Raw genomic sequence first — 17,597 nt, forward strand, 5'->3', positions numbered from 1 at the left:
ATGCACCTGTCCCCCCGCACCGTCAGCTCACACCTGTACCGGGTCTTCCCCAAACTCGGCATCACCTCACGCGCCGCCCTGCGCGACGCACTGGGGAAGGCTCCCGGCGACCTGACCGCGTGACGGTGCGGGCCGGCGGGTCGCGGCCTACTCCGAATGGGCGCGCAGGCCGCGTTCGTCCAGCCAGCCGAGCACGTAGTCGGCGACGTACCGCCATCCCGCGTCGATGACCAGGGAGTGCGCGCGGTCCGCGAACTGCTTCAGATCGGTCACGGCCGTGGAGTCGCCGTACTGCTTGTACACGGCGCGTGTCACGGCGTCGGGTACGAGCAGGTCTTCCTGGCCGGAGATCAGGAGCAGCGGGCCACGGTCCGCGTTCCCGACGTCCACCGCGGCGCGTGTGCTGCGTACGCCGCGCCCGCAGCCGAGGTCGGCGAGCAGCCGTCGGGGGGCGGGCACGGCGTAGCGGTCGAAGAGCCGCGTGGCCTCGGTCTTCCCGACGGTGTTGGCGAAGCACTGCTCGAACCGGGCCGGGGACAGGGCGGCCAGTGCGCCGCCGTCCCGGCCGGGGGTCCACAGCGGGTCGGGGGAGGCCGGCAGCGGGACGTCGTTGACCGGGGCGGGGGCGATGGCCACCGCGGCCCGTCCGATGTTGGCGCCGATCAGGTGCTGGGCGATCAGCCCGCCCACGGAGTGGCCGACGATCACCGGCGCGATGTCGAAGGAGCGCACGATGTCGGCGTAGTGGTCCGTCAGCATGTCCAGGCCGATGCCCGCGAACATCCCGGAGGGAGAGGTCCGGACCTCCTGGACGGCGGCGGCCTCCCCCGGCCATCCCGGTGTGAAGGCGAGAAAGCCGCGGCTGGCGAAGCGCTCGGCCCAGGACTCCCAGGAAAGCGCGTGCAGCCACGCACCATGGATGAAGACGACGGGAGTACGGTTCACGGCTGGCTCCTCCGGACATGACGGCCACCCGGCACCGGCACACGGGCGACGGTTTCAGGATGGTTCAGGCACGGTTCGGGGGGCGACAGTCGAATTACTTAATGTTGGCCGCCCGAGGCCGCCGAGGACCGCCGGAGCCGTGTCCGGCACCGCGCCGCACAGGCGGCTCCGAGGTGGACAGCGGTCCGCCTGCCGGGCTCCGGTCGTCCCCTGCACGTCGACGACCGTGATGTTGGACGGTCAAGTTACTTATGTACGACTGCGGCGCGGGGACGAGAGTAAGTCGGGCCAGCATCCGCCGGAGAGTAAGGACTCACTCGTCATGAGCGGCAACCGACCGGACGTACAGGCCCGCCGGGCAGGGTCGTACGACAGCCTTGAGCTGACCTTGGACATCGAGCGCGTGCTGGACGTCTCCGCCCGCCAGCCCATCAGGGCGGAGTTCCGGTTCGACCCGGGATCCCCGCTGGTCGTGTGCGTGGAGTTCCTCGTCGAGAACGGCCCGCGTGTCCTGTGGCGGATCGGCCGCGACCTGCTCCAGCAGGGGCTCTACTCGGTGAGCGGCCTCGGCGACGTCCAGATCTGGCCGTCGCACCCGGAGGACCGGGCGACCGTGCTGCTCCAGCTGGCCTCCCGGGACATGGCGGCCCTGTTCGAGCTGCCCGTGCCGCCGCTGTCGCAGTGGCTGGAACACACCTACGAGGTGGTGCCCGCCGGTCACGAGCTCGCGGAGATCGACTGGGATGTCGCCACCGCGGACCTGCTTCAGGGGCCCAGGGCGCAGTCCGACTGACGGCGCACGGACCGTGCCATGTCCGCCGCGCCGGGCCCGAGGACGTCCGCTGTTCCCGGTTCCCGCCCTGGTCCTGTCCCGCGGGACAACCGGGCGGGCGGCTGTCCCGCGGGACAACCGGGCGGGCGATGCCTCCGGCTCAGCGCTCGGGGCGCCGGACCGCGACGAGCACCGGACCGCCCGGAACCGTCGGGAAGGTATGGGACTCCACCAGCCCGAGGGCCGCCAGCTCCTCACCCATCCGCACCGTGTCGAAGGAGTTGCCGCCACCGCGCACCGCCGTCCACCGGCCGACGGAGCGGCGCAGCGCGTCCTCGGGGACCGGGTTGGTCCCCGCCACCAGCCACGCTCCCGGCGCCAGCGCCTCGGCGAGGCGGGGCAGAGCCGCTCGCAGCGCCTCCTCCGACAGGAACGGCGCCGGCAGCCAGATCAACTGGTAGGTCTTCTTCTCCGACACGTCCGCCGCGTTCCGCAGCCGCAGGAGGACCCGGTCGGCCACGACCGGATTCGCCGCGGCCAGTTCGGTCCGTCCGAGGTCCAGCGCCCGCTCCAGTACGTCGATGCCCTCCACCCGCGCGCCGGGGAAGGCCTCGGCGAGCGCCAGGGCCAGGGCGCCGACACCGGTGCCCACGTCGAGCACGCGGCTGCCCTCGGCCGCCAGTGACTCGGCGCACCCGGTGAGCCGCGGCACGATCTTCCCGGCGAGCGCGCGTCCGGTCGCCGCGGAGGCCCGCCCCTGGTTGAGGAGCACCTCGTCGCTCTGCGCGCCCCAGCCGCCCTCCGAGGTGTCCGTGTCGGCGGCTGCGGAGACGGCCTGCCTCAGCGAGCTGAGCTTCGCCTCCACCGCGCTGCGTGCCGTCGCCGCGTCCGGACGGCCGAGCGAGGGATGGGTGACGTATCCGTCGGGACCCCGGCGGACCAGACCCACGCTCTCCAGTACGGCTGTGCGCTGCGAGTCCCGCCGGAGCACGTCCTCCAGAGGCTCGGACAGGGCCTGCCGCTGGGTGCTCACGAACGCGGCCATCGCCCAGACGGCGGCGTCCAGAACGGCCACGGGATCGTCACCGAGCGGCAGAACGGGCTCGGCGGAAGACGTCACGGGTTCGGACGATGCGGACATGAGGGCCTCCGGCGGAGCGCTGCTACGACATATGTGTCGTACTTGTACACACACATGTTGCCACAGGTAGGTGTGAGTCCGGTCCGCACGGTCGGCCTCGGCCGTACCCGATCACGGCGTGGCCCCGGTGTCGGGCCAGGTCACGGCGGTCACGGCAGTGGCCGCCGTGACCGAGGCCAGACGTTGGTAGTCGAGCGTGTCCGGCAGGTCCGTGGACCGGTGGTAGTGCGGGTTGCGGAAGTTCGCCGTGTCCGTGAGCATCAGCGCGGGGATCCCCCGGTTCCAGTACGGCGCGTGGTCACTGCGTCCCAGATGGCCGGCGGGCGGCACGGCCAGCCCGATGAGCAGGCCCAGCGGACCGTCGGGCCGAGGATCCCGCAACAGCAGACCCGTCATCGTGGCCGCCGCTGCGGCCCGCCGCCAGGCTTCGGCGGCGTCGGCCGAGGAGCGCCGGTGCACGACGAGGGTGAAGTCGCCCCGGCCGCCGTCGGCCCGCACCGCGGCCGACGCCTCCGGGAAGAGTTTCTCGAAACCGGCGGGGAGCCGCTGGGTACCTGGGAGGTCCGAGAAGTATCCGACGGACTCCAGGCAGATCATGCCCCGCACACCCGGGTTCCGGCTCAGTTCGCCGGCCGCCTGACGGGCACCGATCAGTCCGAGTTCCTCCATGTCGAACACGGCGAGGACGACACCTGGGGGCGTGGGCGCCCCGGCCAGCAGACGCGCCGTCTCCAGGACGACCGCCACCCCGGAGGCGTTGTCGTCCGCCCCGGGACTGCCGCTGACGCTGTCCAGATGGGCTCCCACCACGACGACCGGGCCGGTGGGGGCGCCGGGCAGCGAGGCGATGAGATTCGCGCCGCGCAGCCGCCGGTGGAGGCGGGGTTTGAGGGCGAGCGCCCGGTGCCCGTGCCGGTCCGTCGAGCCGATCTGCCAGCGCGCGTCGAAGGGCTGCCGTCGCACGAGCCAGCCCGCGGCGGTCAGTTCGTCCCGGACGTACGCCTCGGCACGCTCCATCGCCGCCGGTGCCCGGAGCCGGCCGCGTGGCTCACGGGCGAGGAACTCCACGTGCCTCCGCAGCCGGGCGGCGTCCGGAAGGATTTCTCGACCAGGCTCCGCCGTCGGGCCGTTCGTCATTCGAGACTCCGGTCTGCGCGGGTGTGGGAACGTCGGACAACCTAACAGGCCTCTCACCTCGACGGATGGGACGGGATGCGGGGTGGCGGCCAGGTCCCGGCCCGGCCCGGCCCGGCCCGGCGCATGGTGGCCGCGCATCCGGCGCGATTGCCGGTGTCGATCCGTGAACCCGCCATGCCCCCAGACCCGTTGCCCCAGAGAAGACTCCTGCGTCCAGTGTGTTCATTGGCTGGCCTGGTCGCAGGACGGGACGGCCGTCCTCATACTCTTCCCCGATGTGAGGACGGCCGTTCCACCTATCGCAGGGGCCGGGCCCGGTTCGCTGGGCGGCGCGGTCCCCCGTGGGCCTGCCGGCCTCCCACTTCGCTGTGACGCCCCGCGGTCCGCCTCCGTCACAGGGATACGGAAGCGGACCGCGACCGGCCGGGCCCCGGGGCAGGTGGGGCCTCCCCGCGACGAGCCGTCTCATGGCCGGCGCCGCGGCGCGGACTCCAGTGCGGACCGGCGCCCCGGGTGCACTCGGCCGCCGGTCCGGGGACGGGACTCGACCACTCGCGGTGTGGCTGGACTCCGAATCCCGTCACGGCTCCGCCGCCCGCGTGTCCGACGGCGAAGCCTTCCAACCGGACAAGCACATCCGAGAGGTTCATCACCACCCGCGCGCCGGCCCGTCCGGAGCCGGTCGCGGCACCGGAGATCACGGAGACACATGTCCCGCCGCGGGTTCGGAGGCACGGGGCTAGAGATACATGGCGCGATGGCTGCGGAAGGCGAACGGGTCGCCCGAGCTCAGGATGGCCACGAACTGCTCGCAGAACTCCCAGTACTCCGCCTCCTGTCGCTCCGAAAGGGTCACGGAGACGACGTGGTCCTGAGGCACGACATGCCTCAGGGCGTCCAGCAGGTCCTGCGGCGGCGGCAGCAGCAGCACTTCCATGACCCGCCGGAAGCCGTCGGCGAGGTCCTGTTCCTCCGACGGCTCGGCACCGGCCGCTGCGCGCCGGACTCGCCCCGCCTCCACGAACAGATCGAGGCAAGCCGTCAGGTGCCCCAGGTCGGTCGCGGCCAGCTCGGTCGGGTACAGGCTCGTCAGCTGCCCGCCCTGCGCGCCGTACAGGGCGTACCGGGGCCGGTCGGCCGCGAGATCGACGGACGTGTCGCCGTTGTGCCAACGGGACCACAGCGGCAGCGTCAGAAGCACCTGCACCCAGCTGTCGTAGGCATCCGAGATGACCCGCTCGTCGTCGGAGTCGAGCCCTTCGCGGTGCAGCCGGTACAGGTGACGGAGGAGGGGTTCTTCCAGCGTCTGGAATTTCGCGAAGAACACCGGATCGTCGGGGACCAGGACGTACAAGGGGGTCTCCTCCTCTCACCGGTAAGGCGGCCCGTGCCCGTTGGCCGTCGGCCGGACCGTTGTCACCCGGCCGGGTGCGCGCCGGGGCCCGGCCCGGCGTCCCCCGTCCGCTCTCTGCGGGGCATCGCCCGCGAACCGGCCCGCCGGTGAGGCGGATGCTCGCTCCGTACGGCCGGCCGGCGAAGGCGCTCATGAGGATGAACGGAACGGGCCACGACGGGGTTCACCATCCCCGGGTGAGACACCTGTGCCGGTTCCGGTGGCCGGGGCTCCGGTGACGTGTCACCAGCTCGTTGTCCCCCACCCGGCCGTACTGGTGGACATCGGCATGGGCCCGGCAGAGGTCGGCACCAGCCTTCCGAGTAACCCTCTTGACTGGTGACGCTCCATCGTGAAATGGTCTCGCTGAACGTCACCTGTTGAATCGGTTACTCGCGTGATGAGGAGAGATACATGTCGTGTGCGCGGCACGTATCAACTCGACCGTCATATGACTCATCGCGAACGCGAACTCGGCAGATGTGCCAAGTCAGCGAACCGATTCCGGGATGTCCACCGGCTGACAGCCTGGTGGCCGTGCCCGGAACGACCGGGCGCCGGGTCGGCGGTCCCGGCACGGAGCCGGTCCCCCGGCAGCCGCGTATCGGTCCCGTCGGCCCTGCACGCACCCCGAGACACCCCACAAGCCCGTGAGGTCCATGACATGTCACCCCGTGCCAAGTGCATGCCTGACATCGGCGACGCCCCTCCAGGGACACCGCTCGGCTGCGGAGACATGTCACCCGACATGACTACACTTCCCCGTCTTGGCAACAAGCTCCTCGGCAGGAGACGGCCTGGCCCCCCACCGACGCTGTGATGACAGACCGGACGGGCAACCAGCAGCACCAGATGAGAATCAGCGAGGCCAGCCGCGAGATGGACGCGACAGTGCGCTACTCAATCCTCGGTACCGTGCGTGCGATACGTGGGCACACCGAGATCGACCTGGGGCCCCCGAAACGGCTCGCCCTGCTCGCCCTGCTGCTCCTGCGCGCCCCTGGCCCGCTCACCCTGAGTGAGGCGGTCGACATCCTGTGGGACGACGAACCGCCGACCAGCGCCGTCAACGTGGTGCACCGGCACATCGGCGCGCTGCGCAGGACACTCGAACCCGAGCTGCGCAGCCGGACCCACGCGGAACACCTGGTCCGCGCCGCCGACGGGTACCGCCTGCTGGTCGACACCTCGACCTCCGACCTGCTGCGTTTTCGCGATCTGCGGGCCCAGGCACAGCTCGCGGTCAAGGGCGGCGCCCCGGCCGAGGCAGCGCAGGACTTCGTGGAGGCCCTGAGGCTGTGGCGCGGACCCGTCGTCGCCGCCGGCACCTCGGTCGCCCGCCACCCGGTCTTCACCTCGGTCGGCCACGAGTTCGTCGCGGTGGTGAAGGAAGCCGCCGACACCGTCCTGACCGCGGCACCCTCGCTGACGGAGGAGGTACTCACGATCCTGCGGCAGGCCGTGGACAGCCACCCCTTCGACGAGGCACTGCACTCCCGGTTAATCGCCGCACTCGCCGTGACCGGCCGCCAGGCCGAAGCCCTGCATCAGTTCGAGAGCATCCGCGCCGCCCTCGCCGAGGAACTCGGCGTCGAGCCCGGTCCCGAACTGCGTGCCGCCCAGCGACATCTCCTGCAGCGCAGGGTCCCCCGGGACCCGGTGGCTCCGGCGTCCCTGCCCGGGGAGGCCGGAAGGCCCGCCCAACTGCCCGCGGACTGCCTCTCCTTCACCGGCCGCCAGCACCCGCTCAGCCAGTGCCTGGAACTGCTGCCCATGCAGGGCGAGAGCCAGCCGCCGACGATGACCGCGGCCATCTGCGGCATGGCGGGCGTCGGCAAGACGACGCTTGCCGTGCACTGGGGGCATCGGGTCGCCGACCACTTCCCCGACGGACAGATCTACGTCGACCTCCAGGGCCACCACGCTTCCCGGTCCCCGCTCGAACCGGCCGAAGCCATCGCCGAGGTGCTCGGCGCTCTGGGTGTGAAGACCGACTGTTCGCACTCCAGTGCCGCCGCACTCGCCGCCGCCTATCGCACCGCGCTGGGCGGGCGTCGGCTGCTGCTCGTCCTGGACGACGCGGAGGACTGCGAACAGGTACGTCCACTGCTGCCCGCCACGCCGGGCTGTCTGGCCATCGTCACGAGCCGACGGCAGATGGACGGTCTGGCGGTCACGGACAACGCACGGATCATCACGCTGGAGCCGATGTCCCGTGAGGAAGGACTCGACCTGCTCGACCGCCGCCTGGGCACCGACCGGACCAGAGCCGAGTACGCCGCGGCGGTGGAGATCGTGGAGCTGTGCGGAGGGCTCCCGCTGGCCCTGGCGGTCGCCGCCACCCGTAGCCTGCTGCAGCCCCGTTTTCCTCTGGCCTCGCTGGCGGCCCGCCTCAAAGACCCCGACGACTGTCTGGACGCCCTGTCGGGCCACGACGCCCGTACGAACACCCGCAGCGCTTTCCACGGCTCCTATGAGGTGCTGAGCAGCAGCGCCGCGCGGCTGTTCCGGCTGCTCAGCCTGCACCCCTCACACGACATCGCCATGCCGGCCGCCGCCAGTCTGGCGGGCAGCGACCTGCGCAGGACCCGCCAGGACGTGGCCGAGCTGATGGACCACTGCCTGCTCGTCGAACTGTCCGCGGGCAGGTACACCTGTCACGAGCTGTTGCGTACCTATGCGAGGGAACTCAGTGCGCTCCTCGACTCTCCCAGCGCGCGGTCGGAAGCCCTGTCCCGGATGTTCGAGCACTACCTGTACAGTGCCGACGCCGCCACGGCATTGCTGGCCCCGCACCGGTCCACGGTGATCCTGCCGCCGCCGAGGCCGGGGGTGCGGCCGCAGCGGTTCGGTGGCCGCGCGGATGCCGCCGAGTGGATCGTCGCCGAGCAGTATCTGTTGCCGGAACTCGTCCGCTCGATCAGCCACCACCCTCGTGGTGAGCCCTTCCGGCGTCAGCTGACGTCGGCACTGGAGACGTGCCTGAACTCGACCGGCTTCTGACCGGGGCCGATCCGGGCCCCGGGAGGCCGGCGCGTCCCGCTCCTCGTCCGCGTCACGGACCGGTCAGCTGTCTGTAGGCCCCTTCCCCCAGGTCGTCCGGGGACAGGTCGAGGAAACTCTCACCGGGCCCCGGAGAGTCGGCGTCCGGGGACAGGTCCAGGAAACTCTCGTAGGGACCTGGGGAGCCGCGGCCGAGACCGAGAGGGCCTTCGTCCGTGAAGTGGCTGTCCGCGGACCCCGGCAACGGGGGCACGGGAGTCGAGGTGGTCGTTCCCTGGGCGGACCTGGACGGCTCATGAAGCGTCGCCAGACAGTGGTCGAGGAACTCCTCCGCATGCTCCGCGGGTGAGAGCGCGAAGCGCCCCGCGGGGTTGTGGGCGTTGTGACGAGCCCCCCAGACGGCGTTGAAGGAGCCGTTGGCCGCACCCGCGACCCAGTCCCCCGACAGACCGTAGACGCTGTCCTGAGCCGCGGCCTCCGCCATACCCGTGAGTGCCCAGTAACCGGCGTTGAAGGCGACCACCGTGCCGAACCGGGTGAGGGACTGGGTGTTCTTCGACAGGCCGGCGAAGGCGGGTTTCGCGGCGAGTTTCCTGAGCCCGCCCATGGCGGCGCCGCCGATCAGCCCCATGCCGAAACCGACGGGCGCGCCGACCGCGCCGTTGATGGCGGCGACCTCCAGTTCGTGCCCGTCGACCGAGTGCCGGTGGCCCTCGCCCAGTTCGATGATCTGGGCGAGCAGAGCCATGCCGACCATCGCGATCACGGATTCGGTCAGGCCGTGTCACCACGTGTGCCGCGGCCTGTCACACGAAGGCGAGGCACAGCACCCTGGTCGCCACGATGTCGGCCGCTGCCTTCTCCGCTCCGCCGAACAGCCACAGCGCCGAGTCGATGGCGAGCTGGAGGAACAGCACCACCAGCGCGCCGATGATCTCTATGCGCAGCGTCTCGATCTGGAGTGCCTCCTCCTCCAGCGCCTCCGCCGCCGCTTCGGCGGCCTCGATCAGCAACGGCAGCACGGCGTCCTGGGACCGCGCATCGGCACCGCCGCCCGCCAGCCGGGCCAGATACGTGTCGGCGGCTCGGGCCACGTCACCGGCGACGGCCCGGTCCATCAGCGCCCTGATCGTCTCGACGTGCTCGACGAGGGATTCGAGCTCCTCCTTGGTCTGACGGCAGGCCTCCGCCTCGGCTCGGAGCGCGGCCTCGTCCCCGGTCGGCCAGCGGTTGCCGGTAGTGATCAGCAGCAGATTCTGGAGGGCGGGCGGAACGTGATGGGCGTCTGCCATGGCGCGCGGTCAGTCCTGCACGGGCTCGGCCTGCGGCCCTACGGCTGCGACGCGGGTGAGTGTCTCCTCCTGGGCGCCGTGGAAACCGGAGTTCGTTTCGGCGAGTTTCCCGGCGATGTTCTCGAACACGTGGGGCAGTGCCGAGACGGATCGGACCAGCACGTCACGTGATCCGGAGAAGGCCTCACCGAAGGGAAGGCCGAGCGCGGGATCGTCTCCCCAGGGGGCCGGCCCGGACCGGCGGACCGCACTCGTCAGTATGGCGGAAGCACGGGCCGCGACCTCGACGGCGTTCCCGGCTTCCTCTATCGCACGGTTCAGCATCGGAAAGTCGACGGCGGTGATGTCACCGTCGGGGAAGGCGTCGTCGCGAGTGCCGGGAACATGGAGGTCCGGTTCGGGCGCTGCTACCGGTACGTTGCGGTAGCCGTCCGGAAGGGACGGTACGGAGACGCCCTCACCTGGCGACGGCGGTGTGTTGGACATGGCTTCGGTCCTTCGTTGGATGCGCCTCCGCGCAGGAGACGGTTCATGCCATCACGGACCGAAGTGGTGGGTGTGTGCTCGTTCACGACTTCTCGACGTCGCGAAGCCGCTTGCTGACGCGAAGTTGACGGAGGCACATGTGTTTCCCTCGCCGAACGGGCGGACCGACGCAGGAGCGATCCGGGCGTACGACCTGAGAGTTGACGCTCGCCCGTCACCGCCCGCTGTCCACCGGCGGCACCTGAACGCGACGGAAAGCCGCAGGCTAGGCGGCCTCCGGCCGGACGGCGTTACGGAGCTTGCGCAGGGCGTTGTGCTGACGGCTCTTGACCGTGCCCGCGGGTACGCCCAGGATGCCGGCGGTCTCCTGGATGCTCCGGTCGCACAGGTATATGTGGACCAGCACGGCCCGGTGTTCCGGCGAAAGCTGACGCAACAGCGGCCGTGCCACCAGTGCGTCGTGCACTGCCTCGGTGCTGTCGATGCCGACGACGGGATCGCTGTAGGTGACTCCGACGACCTCCCTGCGCGCATGGGGCTTGCGTACCCAGTCGATGACCAGGTGCCGGGTCACGGTGAAGAGCCAGCCCCGGACCGACCCCTCCATCCCGAGCAGACGGTCGATGTTCCGCCACGCCCGGATGATGGCCTCCTGGACGATGTCTTCGGCGAGTCCGCGGTCACCCAGCATCTTCTCGGCATACGAGACGAGACCGTCCCGGTGCTCCCTCATGATCGTGCCGAGTAGATCGGTTCGGGACATGGCTGTGAGGGGGGTAGCCATAGTGTTCTGGACCATCCTGGTTCTCTTGGAGCGGCGACCGGAGGCCGGATGCAACCTCCGCGTTCGCACTGTAGGCAGCGCCGGGTGCCGGAAAGATGCTGCAATTGTGCCGCCCTAGTGCCGCGCCCCGGCACAGTGAGCACATATGCCGGTGATCCGGTCAGGCGGAACCGGGAAACCCACTCTCACCTGGGAGTTGTGGTTCTACGGCGTCGATTCCCCGCCTTGACAGGATCCAAACAGTCGCCGAGATGTGAGTTGTATGTCACACGTGCCGAGCCGCCATGCGTTCGCCGGCGGCGTGCACCCCAAGAGAACACATGTGATGGTCGTGGAGCAAATGCGCGAAGCATGTGTATGCCGGAGCGGACAGAGGCAGTCACGAGTCACATGTTTCTTCGTCCGGTACGCGGGACAGTCCTGGGTGTGACCACGCGGAGACGGTGGTCCGCGCCGTCCGGGCGCCAACGGCCCCGCCGTTCCCGGCAGTCGGCGCACGAGGGCTCCGGGATGGGTCGGGGCTTCGGCCCCGCCGCGAGCCTTGACAGGGAAGCACTCGCCGCAACAGCCTATGGCAACGTTGTCAGATGACGGGAGCCGCTCGTACCCGGCAACGCACCGCTTCCCACCCACCCGCCTGTGATTGGACGACTCACCCATGGCCGATCAGCCGAGTCCATCGCACCTTCCTTCCCGGCGTACCGTCGTCGCCACCGGTTCGACACTGCTGGCCGGGTTCGGCCTCGGCTCCGTGTTCGCACCGGCGGCCGACGCGGCCGGGAGCACCGCGGGCACGACCGGTCACGCCTCTTCCGCCCCGGTCGAGATCGCCGCCTACCGCCCGGTCCGGGTCTCCTCGCAGGCCTACGCCCCGGCCCCCGCCGAGTTCGCCGTGGACGCGCTCCCCTCGCGCGGCGTCCGCGGCACCGGCTGGAGGGCCGGGGCGGGCGACCCACAGTGGATCGAGGTCGACCTGGAGGCGGACTGCCGCCTCGACCGGATCCGCCTGACGTTCGAGACGCAGGCGGGCGACCCGGTGTTCACCCCGCCGGACAGCGGGAACCCGCGCCAGGACACCACCGGCCAGGAGCTGTTGTCGAGCTACGCGACCGAGTTCGTCGTCGAGACGTCCCGTGACCGGCACTCCTGGAGCAGCGTGTACCGCACCACCGCCGGAACCGGCGGGGTGGTGGACATCCAACCGTCCGAGCCCGTCACGGCCCGCTGGGTCCGGATGACGGCCCAGCGGCGTTCCAGCCCCAACCCCCTCGGTCTCAACGGCTTCGAGGTGTACGGCGTCGCGCCGGGCCGCCGTCCGCAGGCCACCGGCTGGACCGACTGGGGCACCCGTCACGACGCGGCCCCGCGCCTCGCCGTGGCCGCCGACGGCACGGTGCCGCTGGAGTCGGGCTGGACGCTCACGCTGGACGACTGGGCGGACGGCGATGGCGCCGCCCTGTCTCAGGCGGGTGTGGACACCAGCCGCTGGCTGCCGGCGACCGTGCCGGGCACCGTGCTGGGCTCTCTCGTCGACCAGGGCAGGCTGCCCGACCCGGTCGCGGGCCTGAACAACCTGCGCGTCCCGGAGGCGCTGTCCCGGCACTCCTGGTGGTACAGGCGGGACTTCGCGCTGCCCAGCGGTCTGGGCACCGGCAAGGGACGGCACGTCTGGCTGGAGTTCGACGGCGTCAACCACCGGGCCGAGATCTGGCTCAACGGACACGGAGTGGGCGAGGTGACGTTTCCCTTCGCCCGCTCCGCCCACGACGTCACCGGCTTCCTGACCGCCGACGGCGGAGGCAACGCGCTCGCCGTCCGCATATCCCCCATGCCGATACCCGGCAGCCCCGGTGACAAGGGCCCGGCGGGCGAGTCGTGGGTGGACGCGGGCGCCAACACCATGAACCGCAACTCACCGACGTACCTGGCCTCCTCGGGCTGGGACTGGATGCCGGCCGTCCGTGACCGCGCCGCCGGCATCTGGAATCACGTGCGGCTGAGATCGACCGGCCACATCGTGATCGGCGATCCGCGGGTGGACACGGTGCTGCCGGGGCTGCCGGATCTGTCGGTGGCCGAACTGACCGTGACGGTCCCGGTGCGCAACGCCGACTCCGCCGGCCACGAGGCCACCGTCTCCGCCGCCTTCGGCGACGTCCGAGTCTCCCGCACGGTCACCGTCCCGGCGGGCGGGGACGTCGACGTCGTCTTCTCCCCCGGCGCGTTCGGCGCCCTGCGGGTGCGCGACCCCGCGCTGTGGTGGCCGAACGGTATGGGAGAGGCCGCCCTGCACGACCTCACCCTGACCGCGGTGAGCGGCGGCACGGAGAGCGACCGGCGCACCACCCGGTTCGGGATCCGGCAGTTCGGCTACGAGTACGACACCCCGCTGGCCTTCACCCCGTCCTCGGACGCGTACACCCAGAACGTGCCGCTCGGTGACCGGCAGGCCCGGTACGTGCGGGTGCGCTGTCTCACCCGGGCCACCGGCTGGGGCAGTTCGCTGTGGGGGCTGTCGGTCTTCGACAGCACCCGGCCGGGTACCGACCTCGCCCTGCACGCGACGGCCGACGCGTCCAGCAGCGACGAGGACGACCACGGCGCGGCCAACGTCACCGACGGCGACCCGAACACCCGCTGGTCCTCCGCATACGAGGACGACCAGTGGATCCAGGTCGACCTCGGTTCGGCGCAGTCCTTCGACCGGGTCGACCTGGTGTGGGAGCAGGCCTACGCGCGCACGTTCGTCGTCCAGGTCTCGGCGGACGGCGAAGGGTGGACGGACGCCGCGTCCGTGGACAACACGGCCGTGCCGCTGCCGTTCAACAGCGGTGACGCGAGCCTGCGGGTGACCGACTTCGAACCCCGCACCGCGCGCTACGTCCGCCTGTCCTGCGGGATCCGCAACACCAGCTGGGGCAATTCGCTGTGGTCGCTCGCGGTCGTGGACAACGCCGAGCCGGGCACCGACCTCGCCCTGCGCCGGACGGCCACCGCCTCCAGCACGGAGGACGGCCACCCGGCCGGGCACGCCACCGACGGCGACCCGAACACCCGCTGGTCCTCCGCATACGAGGACGACCAGTGGATCCAGGTCGATCTCGGGGAGGCCCGGCGCTTCGACCGGGTGGCGGTGCTCTGGGAGCAGGCGTACCCGAAGACGTACACGATCCAGGTGTCCGACGACGGCGACGCCTGGACGGACGTCACGACCGTCTCCAACACGCCCGATCCGCTGAAGATCAGCGTCAACGGCGTACGGGTGCTGGTGCGCGGCGGCAACTGGGGCTGGGACGAACTGCTGCGCCGGATGCCGGCCGAGCGAATGGACGCGGCGGTGCGGATGCATCGCGGCATGAACTTCACGATGATCCGCAACTGGGTCGGCAGCAGCAACCGCGAGGAGTTCTACGCCGCCTGCGACGCCCACGGCATCCTGGTGTGGAACGACTTCCCCAACGCCTGGAGCATGGATCCGCCGGACCACGAGGCGTTCCTGTCCGTGGCGCGCGACACCGTGCTGCGCTACCGGATCCACCCGAGTGTGGCGGTGTGGTGCGGTGCCAACGAGGGCAATCCGCCCGCCGCGGTCGACGACGGCATGCGCGAGGCGGTCGAGAGCCAGGTGCCGGGGGTGCTGTACCAGAACAACTCGGCGAGCGGCATCGTCACCGGCGGCGGCCCCTACGGCTGGGTGGAGCCGGAGCGTTACTTCGACCCGTCGACGTACGGCAGCAAGGACTTCGGCTTCCACACCGAGATCGGCATGCCGGTGGTCTCCACCGCCGCGAGCACCCGTGCCATGGTCGGCACGGACGGGCCGGAGTGGCCGATCGGCGGCGCCTGGTACCACCACGACTGGAGCGAGCACGGCAACCAGGCACCGCAGAACTACAAGGCCGCCGTCGAGACCCGGCTGGGCACCGCCCGTGACCTGGACGACTTCACCCGCAAGGCGCAGTTCGTCAACTACGAGAACTTCCGCGCCATGTTCGAGGCCTGGAACGCCCATCTGTGGGACAACGCCAGCGGTCTGATGCTGTGGATGTCCCACCCCGCCTGGCACAGCACGGTCTGGCAGACCTACGACTACGACTTCGACGTCAACGGCGCCTACTTCGGCTGCCGCACCGCCTGCGAGCCGCTGCACGTCCAGGCCGACCCGGTGAAGTGGGAGGTCATCGCGGTCAACCACACCCCCACGGCGCTCAAGGGCGCAACGGTCACCGCCGAGGTGTACGACCTGTCCGGCCGACGGCTCGAAGGCACCCGGCACGCGCGCGTGGACGTGGACCCCGCGTCCTCGGCCAGGGCCTTCGCCGCGGCCCCTGCGGACGACCTGCCTGACCTGCATCTGCTGCGGCTGACCCTCACGGACGGGCGCGGGGGCGTGCTGTCGCGCAACACCTACTGGCGGTGCCGCACTCCCGAGGCGCTGCGCGCCCTCGACCAGGTACGGCAGGCCGGGCTGTCGGCCTCCCTGACGCGGGTGACGCGGGAGGGGAACCGTTGCGTGTCGACGGCCACGGTGCGCAACCGCGGCTCCATGGTCGCGGTGATGGTCCGGCTCTCGCTGCTCGGCGAGGATGGTGCCCGTGTCCTGCCGACCTTGTACGACGACAACTACCTGTGGCTGCTGCCCGGTGAGACCCGCACCGTGACGCTGTCGTGGCCCGCTTCCGCGCTGCTCTCGGGGCGACCGCGGCTGCGGGTGGAGGGATACAACTCCGCTCCGGTCACCGTGCGCGGCTGAGCCGGGTCCGGACGGAGCCCGGTGTCCGCGTCGCCCGGTCGGGCGACGCGGACACTCGTATGTCAGACGCCTCGCTCGTAACTCGCCCAGGCGATGTGCGACTCGTGGAGGGTCACGGCCACCTCGCGGATCCCCCGGGCGCCCTCTCCGAGCGTTCCCGCGTGGATCGCGTCCACCAGCCGGTCGGCGATCACCTTGGCCAGGTACTCCGTGGAGGTGTTGATCTGCTCGAACTGCTTCTCGTCGTCGAGGTTGCGGTAGTTGAAGTCGCCGATCACCTTGCCGAGCTCCGTGGTCGCCAGACCGATGTCGACGACGATGTTGTCGTCGTCCAACTCCGGCCGCTGGAACGTCGCGTCCACCACGAACGTGGCTCCGTGGAGCCGCTGGGCGGGCCCGAACACCTCGCCGCGGAAGCTGTGGGCGACCATCATATGGTCACGTACCGTGATGCTGAACAAGAGTCCTCCAGGTGGGGGCGGTGCGGCGCGACGACCGAATGCGATCCACGAACCGCACGGCAGCGCGCGACGGCCAGGACACAGCCGCAGTGGCGTGGGGCCCGGCACGGAGCATACCCGGCACAGGTGTGCGGGAGACGGCACGCTGCGTGGCACCGGATCCGGTGTTCGTGGTTGGCCGGCACGTGAACCAAACAAGGGGTCCGCTCGTGTCCTTCATGTAGCGGAAGCACCTCATGTGCGGGCCTGCTCCTGACACAGGCATCTGCATTCCCTCCGGTCACATACGGCGAGTATGTGGGACGGGCGAGGCGGACGCCGGAAGACGGGGATCGCGCGAGCCGGACGCGAGCGGAAGCCATGAGGGGTCCGGGAGAGGGTCAGCCCGTTCGGCCGACCTGAGGCATGCCGTGTGCGGGTGGGTTCGGCGGCAGAGGAGGACGATGAACACGCCACCGGGAAGCCGTCTGGAGAGGGCTCTTGCCGATTTCGCCGAGCAGCAAGGAGTTCTGGCCAGGGCGCGGGAGCAGATGAGGGTGTTGTCGGTGACGGCACGTTCCAGGGACGGCGTCGTGGAAGTCACCGTGGACGCGGAAGGCCACCTCGTCGGGATCAGTTTCGTCGACGGGAGGTTCCGGGAGTTGAAGGCCCCGCGGCTCGGCGACAGCGTGCTGGAGGCCGTGACGACGGCCCGTGCCGAGCTCGCGGCCCGTGCGACCGCGGTGATGCTGGCCGCGGACCTCAGGCCGCCGTCGTCCGCACGCGCGCACCCGGAGGAAGCGGTCGAGCGCGAAGCGGCCGGTGACACCCCGTCGGTGTGCTGGCGCCGTCTGGTGCGCGAGGCACACGTGGTGGCTGCGGGTCCGGCACCCGTGCGTGAACTCGGCGTGGTGAGGGCCGACGGCGCGGTGGACCCATGGGAGGCCTCGCCGGGAGTGCTGGAGACGGCGAGGCCACGGCCGCAGGGGCCGCTGTGGGGCCGCAGCCGGCCCGGTGTGCGGTCTCCCGCACCGCACACCCCGCTGTCCGCGGAGCTGTTCGATGCCGTCATGGCACTGCGGGCAGCCGTGTGCGGCGCCGTGAGCGACGCCTGCCTGCCTTCGGCTTGCGGGTACGTGAGCGCGCTGGAACGGCCGAGGGCGGGCGTGGACGCGGCCGCCAAGCCCGCCTGACGGCGCCGCGGGGCCCGGAGGCCGTCGGCCGTGTTCCGGCGCGGACACAGGCACACACGGAATCTCCGAGGACGTGTGTCACATTGGGTGAAGGCATCCTACAGTGAAATAGATATCACACCCATCACACCTGTCTCGTGAGCCTCATGTGCTGTGGGTGGCGGTCCGGCACGCCCAGGTGTGATCAAAGTGTCCTTACATGTGTCGGGCGATCCTCAGGTAGGTTTCGTGACACCCACTTCGAGAGGATGGCGACAG

At 70.7% G+C, this 17,597-nt stretch carries 14 protein-coding genes; 5 read left to right on the forward strand and 9 right to left on the reverse strand.

Annotated features, from left to right (window positions below):
- On the forward strand, nt 1–123 hold a 123-nt coding region (locus ACFY3I_RS41245; protein ID WP_390866153.1), incomplete at its 5' end, for a LuxR C-terminal-related transcriptional regulator.
- A 24-nt stretch (nt 124–147) separates the two neighbouring features.
- Here ACFY3I_RS41245 and ACFY3I_RS41250 read toward each other — a convergent pair.
- Nucleotides 148–945 carry an alpha/beta hydrolase gene (locus tag ACFY3I_RS41250; protein WP_390866099.1) on the reverse strand — a complete coding sequence of 266 codons (798 nt, stop codon included), beginning with the start codon at nt 943–945 and terminating at the stop codon, nt 148–150.
- A 322-nt stretch (nt 946–1,267) separates the two neighbouring features.
- Between ACFY3I_RS41250 and ACFY3I_RS41255 the strand changes: the two genes are divergently transcribed.
- Complete coding sequence (locus ACFY3I_RS41255; protein WP_390866100.1) at nt 1,268–1,738, forward strand: SsgA family sporulation/cell division regulator; 471 nt, start codon at nt 1,268–1,270, stop codon at nt 1,736–1,738.
- A 139-nt stretch (nt 1,739–1,877) separates the two neighbouring features.
- Here ACFY3I_RS41255 and ACFY3I_RS41260 read toward each other — a convergent pair whose 3' ends face one another.
- From ACFY3I_RS41260 to ACFY3I_RS41270, 3 genes are all read right to left on the reverse strand, one after another.
- Nucleotides 1,878–2,837: a class I SAM-dependent methyltransferase gene (locus ACFY3I_RS41260; protein WP_390866101.1), complete on the reverse strand. Its 960-nt coding sequence runs from the start codon at nt 2,835–2,837 to the stop codon at nt 1,878–1,880.
- A 132-nt stretch (nt 2,838–2,969) separates the two neighbouring features.
- A complete protein-coding gene (locus tag ACFY3I_RS41265) occupies nt 2,970–3,995 on the reverse strand; it encodes a M28 family peptidase (RefSeq protein ID WP_390866102.1) in 1,026 nt (341 codons plus the stop codon).
- 739 nt (nt 3,996–4,734) lie between these two features.
- Entirely contained in the window at nt 4,735–5,349 is a 615-nt protein-coding gene (locus tag ACFY3I_RS41270) for a hypothetical protein (protein WP_390866103.1), read from the reverse strand.
- Nucleotides 5,350–6,303: 954 nt separating this feature from the next.
- On the opposite strand from ACFY3I_RS41270, the gene ACFY3I_RS41275 reads away from it, so the two are divergent.
- Nucleotides 6,304–8,391 carry a BTAD domain-containing putative transcriptional regulator gene (locus tag ACFY3I_RS41275; protein WP_390866104.1) on the forward strand — a complete coding sequence of 696 codons (2,088 nt, stop codon included), beginning with the start codon at nt 6,304–6,306 and terminating at the stop codon, nt 8,389–8,391.
- A gap of 52 nt (nt 8,392–8,443) precedes the next feature.
- Here the strand turns inward: ACFY3I_RS41275 and ACFY3I_RS41280 are convergent, their stop codons facing one another.
- The 4 genes from ACFY3I_RS41280 to ACFY3I_RS41295 form a co-directional block, all read right to left on the reverse strand.
- Complete coding sequence (locus ACFY3I_RS41280; RefSeq protein ID WP_390866105.1) at nt 8,444–9,139, reverse strand: hypothetical protein; 696 nt, start codon at nt 9,137–9,139, stop codon at nt 8,444–8,446.
- A 58-nt stretch (nt 9,140–9,197) separates the two neighbouring features.
- Complete coding sequence (locus tag ACFY3I_RS41285; RefSeq protein WP_390866106.1) at nt 9,198–9,683, reverse strand: hypothetical protein; 486 nt, start codon at nt 9,681–9,683, stop codon at nt 9,198–9,200.
- A gap of 9 nt (nt 9,684–9,692) precedes the next feature.
- Nucleotides 9,693–10,169, reverse strand: coding sequence for a hypothetical protein (locus ACFY3I_RS41290; protein ID WP_390866107.1), 477 nt, complete (start codon nt 10,167–10,169; stop codon nt 9,693–9,695).
- A gap of 265 nt (nt 10,170–10,434) precedes the next feature.
- The gene (locus ACFY3I_RS41295; RefSeq protein WP_390866108.1) at nt 10,435–10,932 is read right to left on the reverse strand and encodes a sigma-70 family RNA polymerase sigma factor; all 498 of its coding nucleotides are present in this window, start codon (nt 10,930–10,932) and stop codon (nt 10,435–10,437) included.
- 679 nt (nt 10,933–11,611) lie between these two features.
- Here ACFY3I_RS41295 and ACFY3I_RS41300 point away from each other — a divergent pair.
- Entirely contained in the window at nt 11,612–15,706 is a 4,095-nt protein-coding gene (locus ACFY3I_RS41300; protein ID WP_390866109.1) for a discoidin domain-containing protein, read from the forward strand.
- A 62-nt stretch (nt 15,707–15,768) separates the two neighbouring features.
- Here ACFY3I_RS41300 and ACFY3I_RS41305 read toward each other — a convergent pair whose 3' ends face one another.
- Nucleotides 15,769–16,167: a 6-pyruvoyl tetrahydropterin synthase family protein gene (locus tag ACFY3I_RS41305; protein ID WP_390866110.1), complete on the reverse strand. Its 399-nt coding sequence runs from the start codon at nt 16,165–16,167 to the stop codon at nt 15,769–15,771.
- 443 nt (nt 16,168–16,610) lie between these two features.
- Between ACFY3I_RS41305 and ACFY3I_RS41310 the strand changes: the two genes are divergently transcribed.
- Nucleotides 16,611–17,339, forward strand: a complete 729-nt coding sequence (locus ACFY3I_RS41310; protein ID WP_390866111.1) for a YbaB/EbfC family nucleoid-associated protein — start codon at nt 16,611–16,613, stop codon at nt 17,337–17,339.
- The last annotated feature ends 258 nt before the right edge of the window (nt 17,340–17,597 follow it).

Source organism: Streptomyces sp. NPDC001068 (genome assembly GCF_042897315.1).
GTDB lineage: Bacteria > Actinomycetota > Actinomycetes > Streptomycetales > Streptomycetaceae > Streptomyces.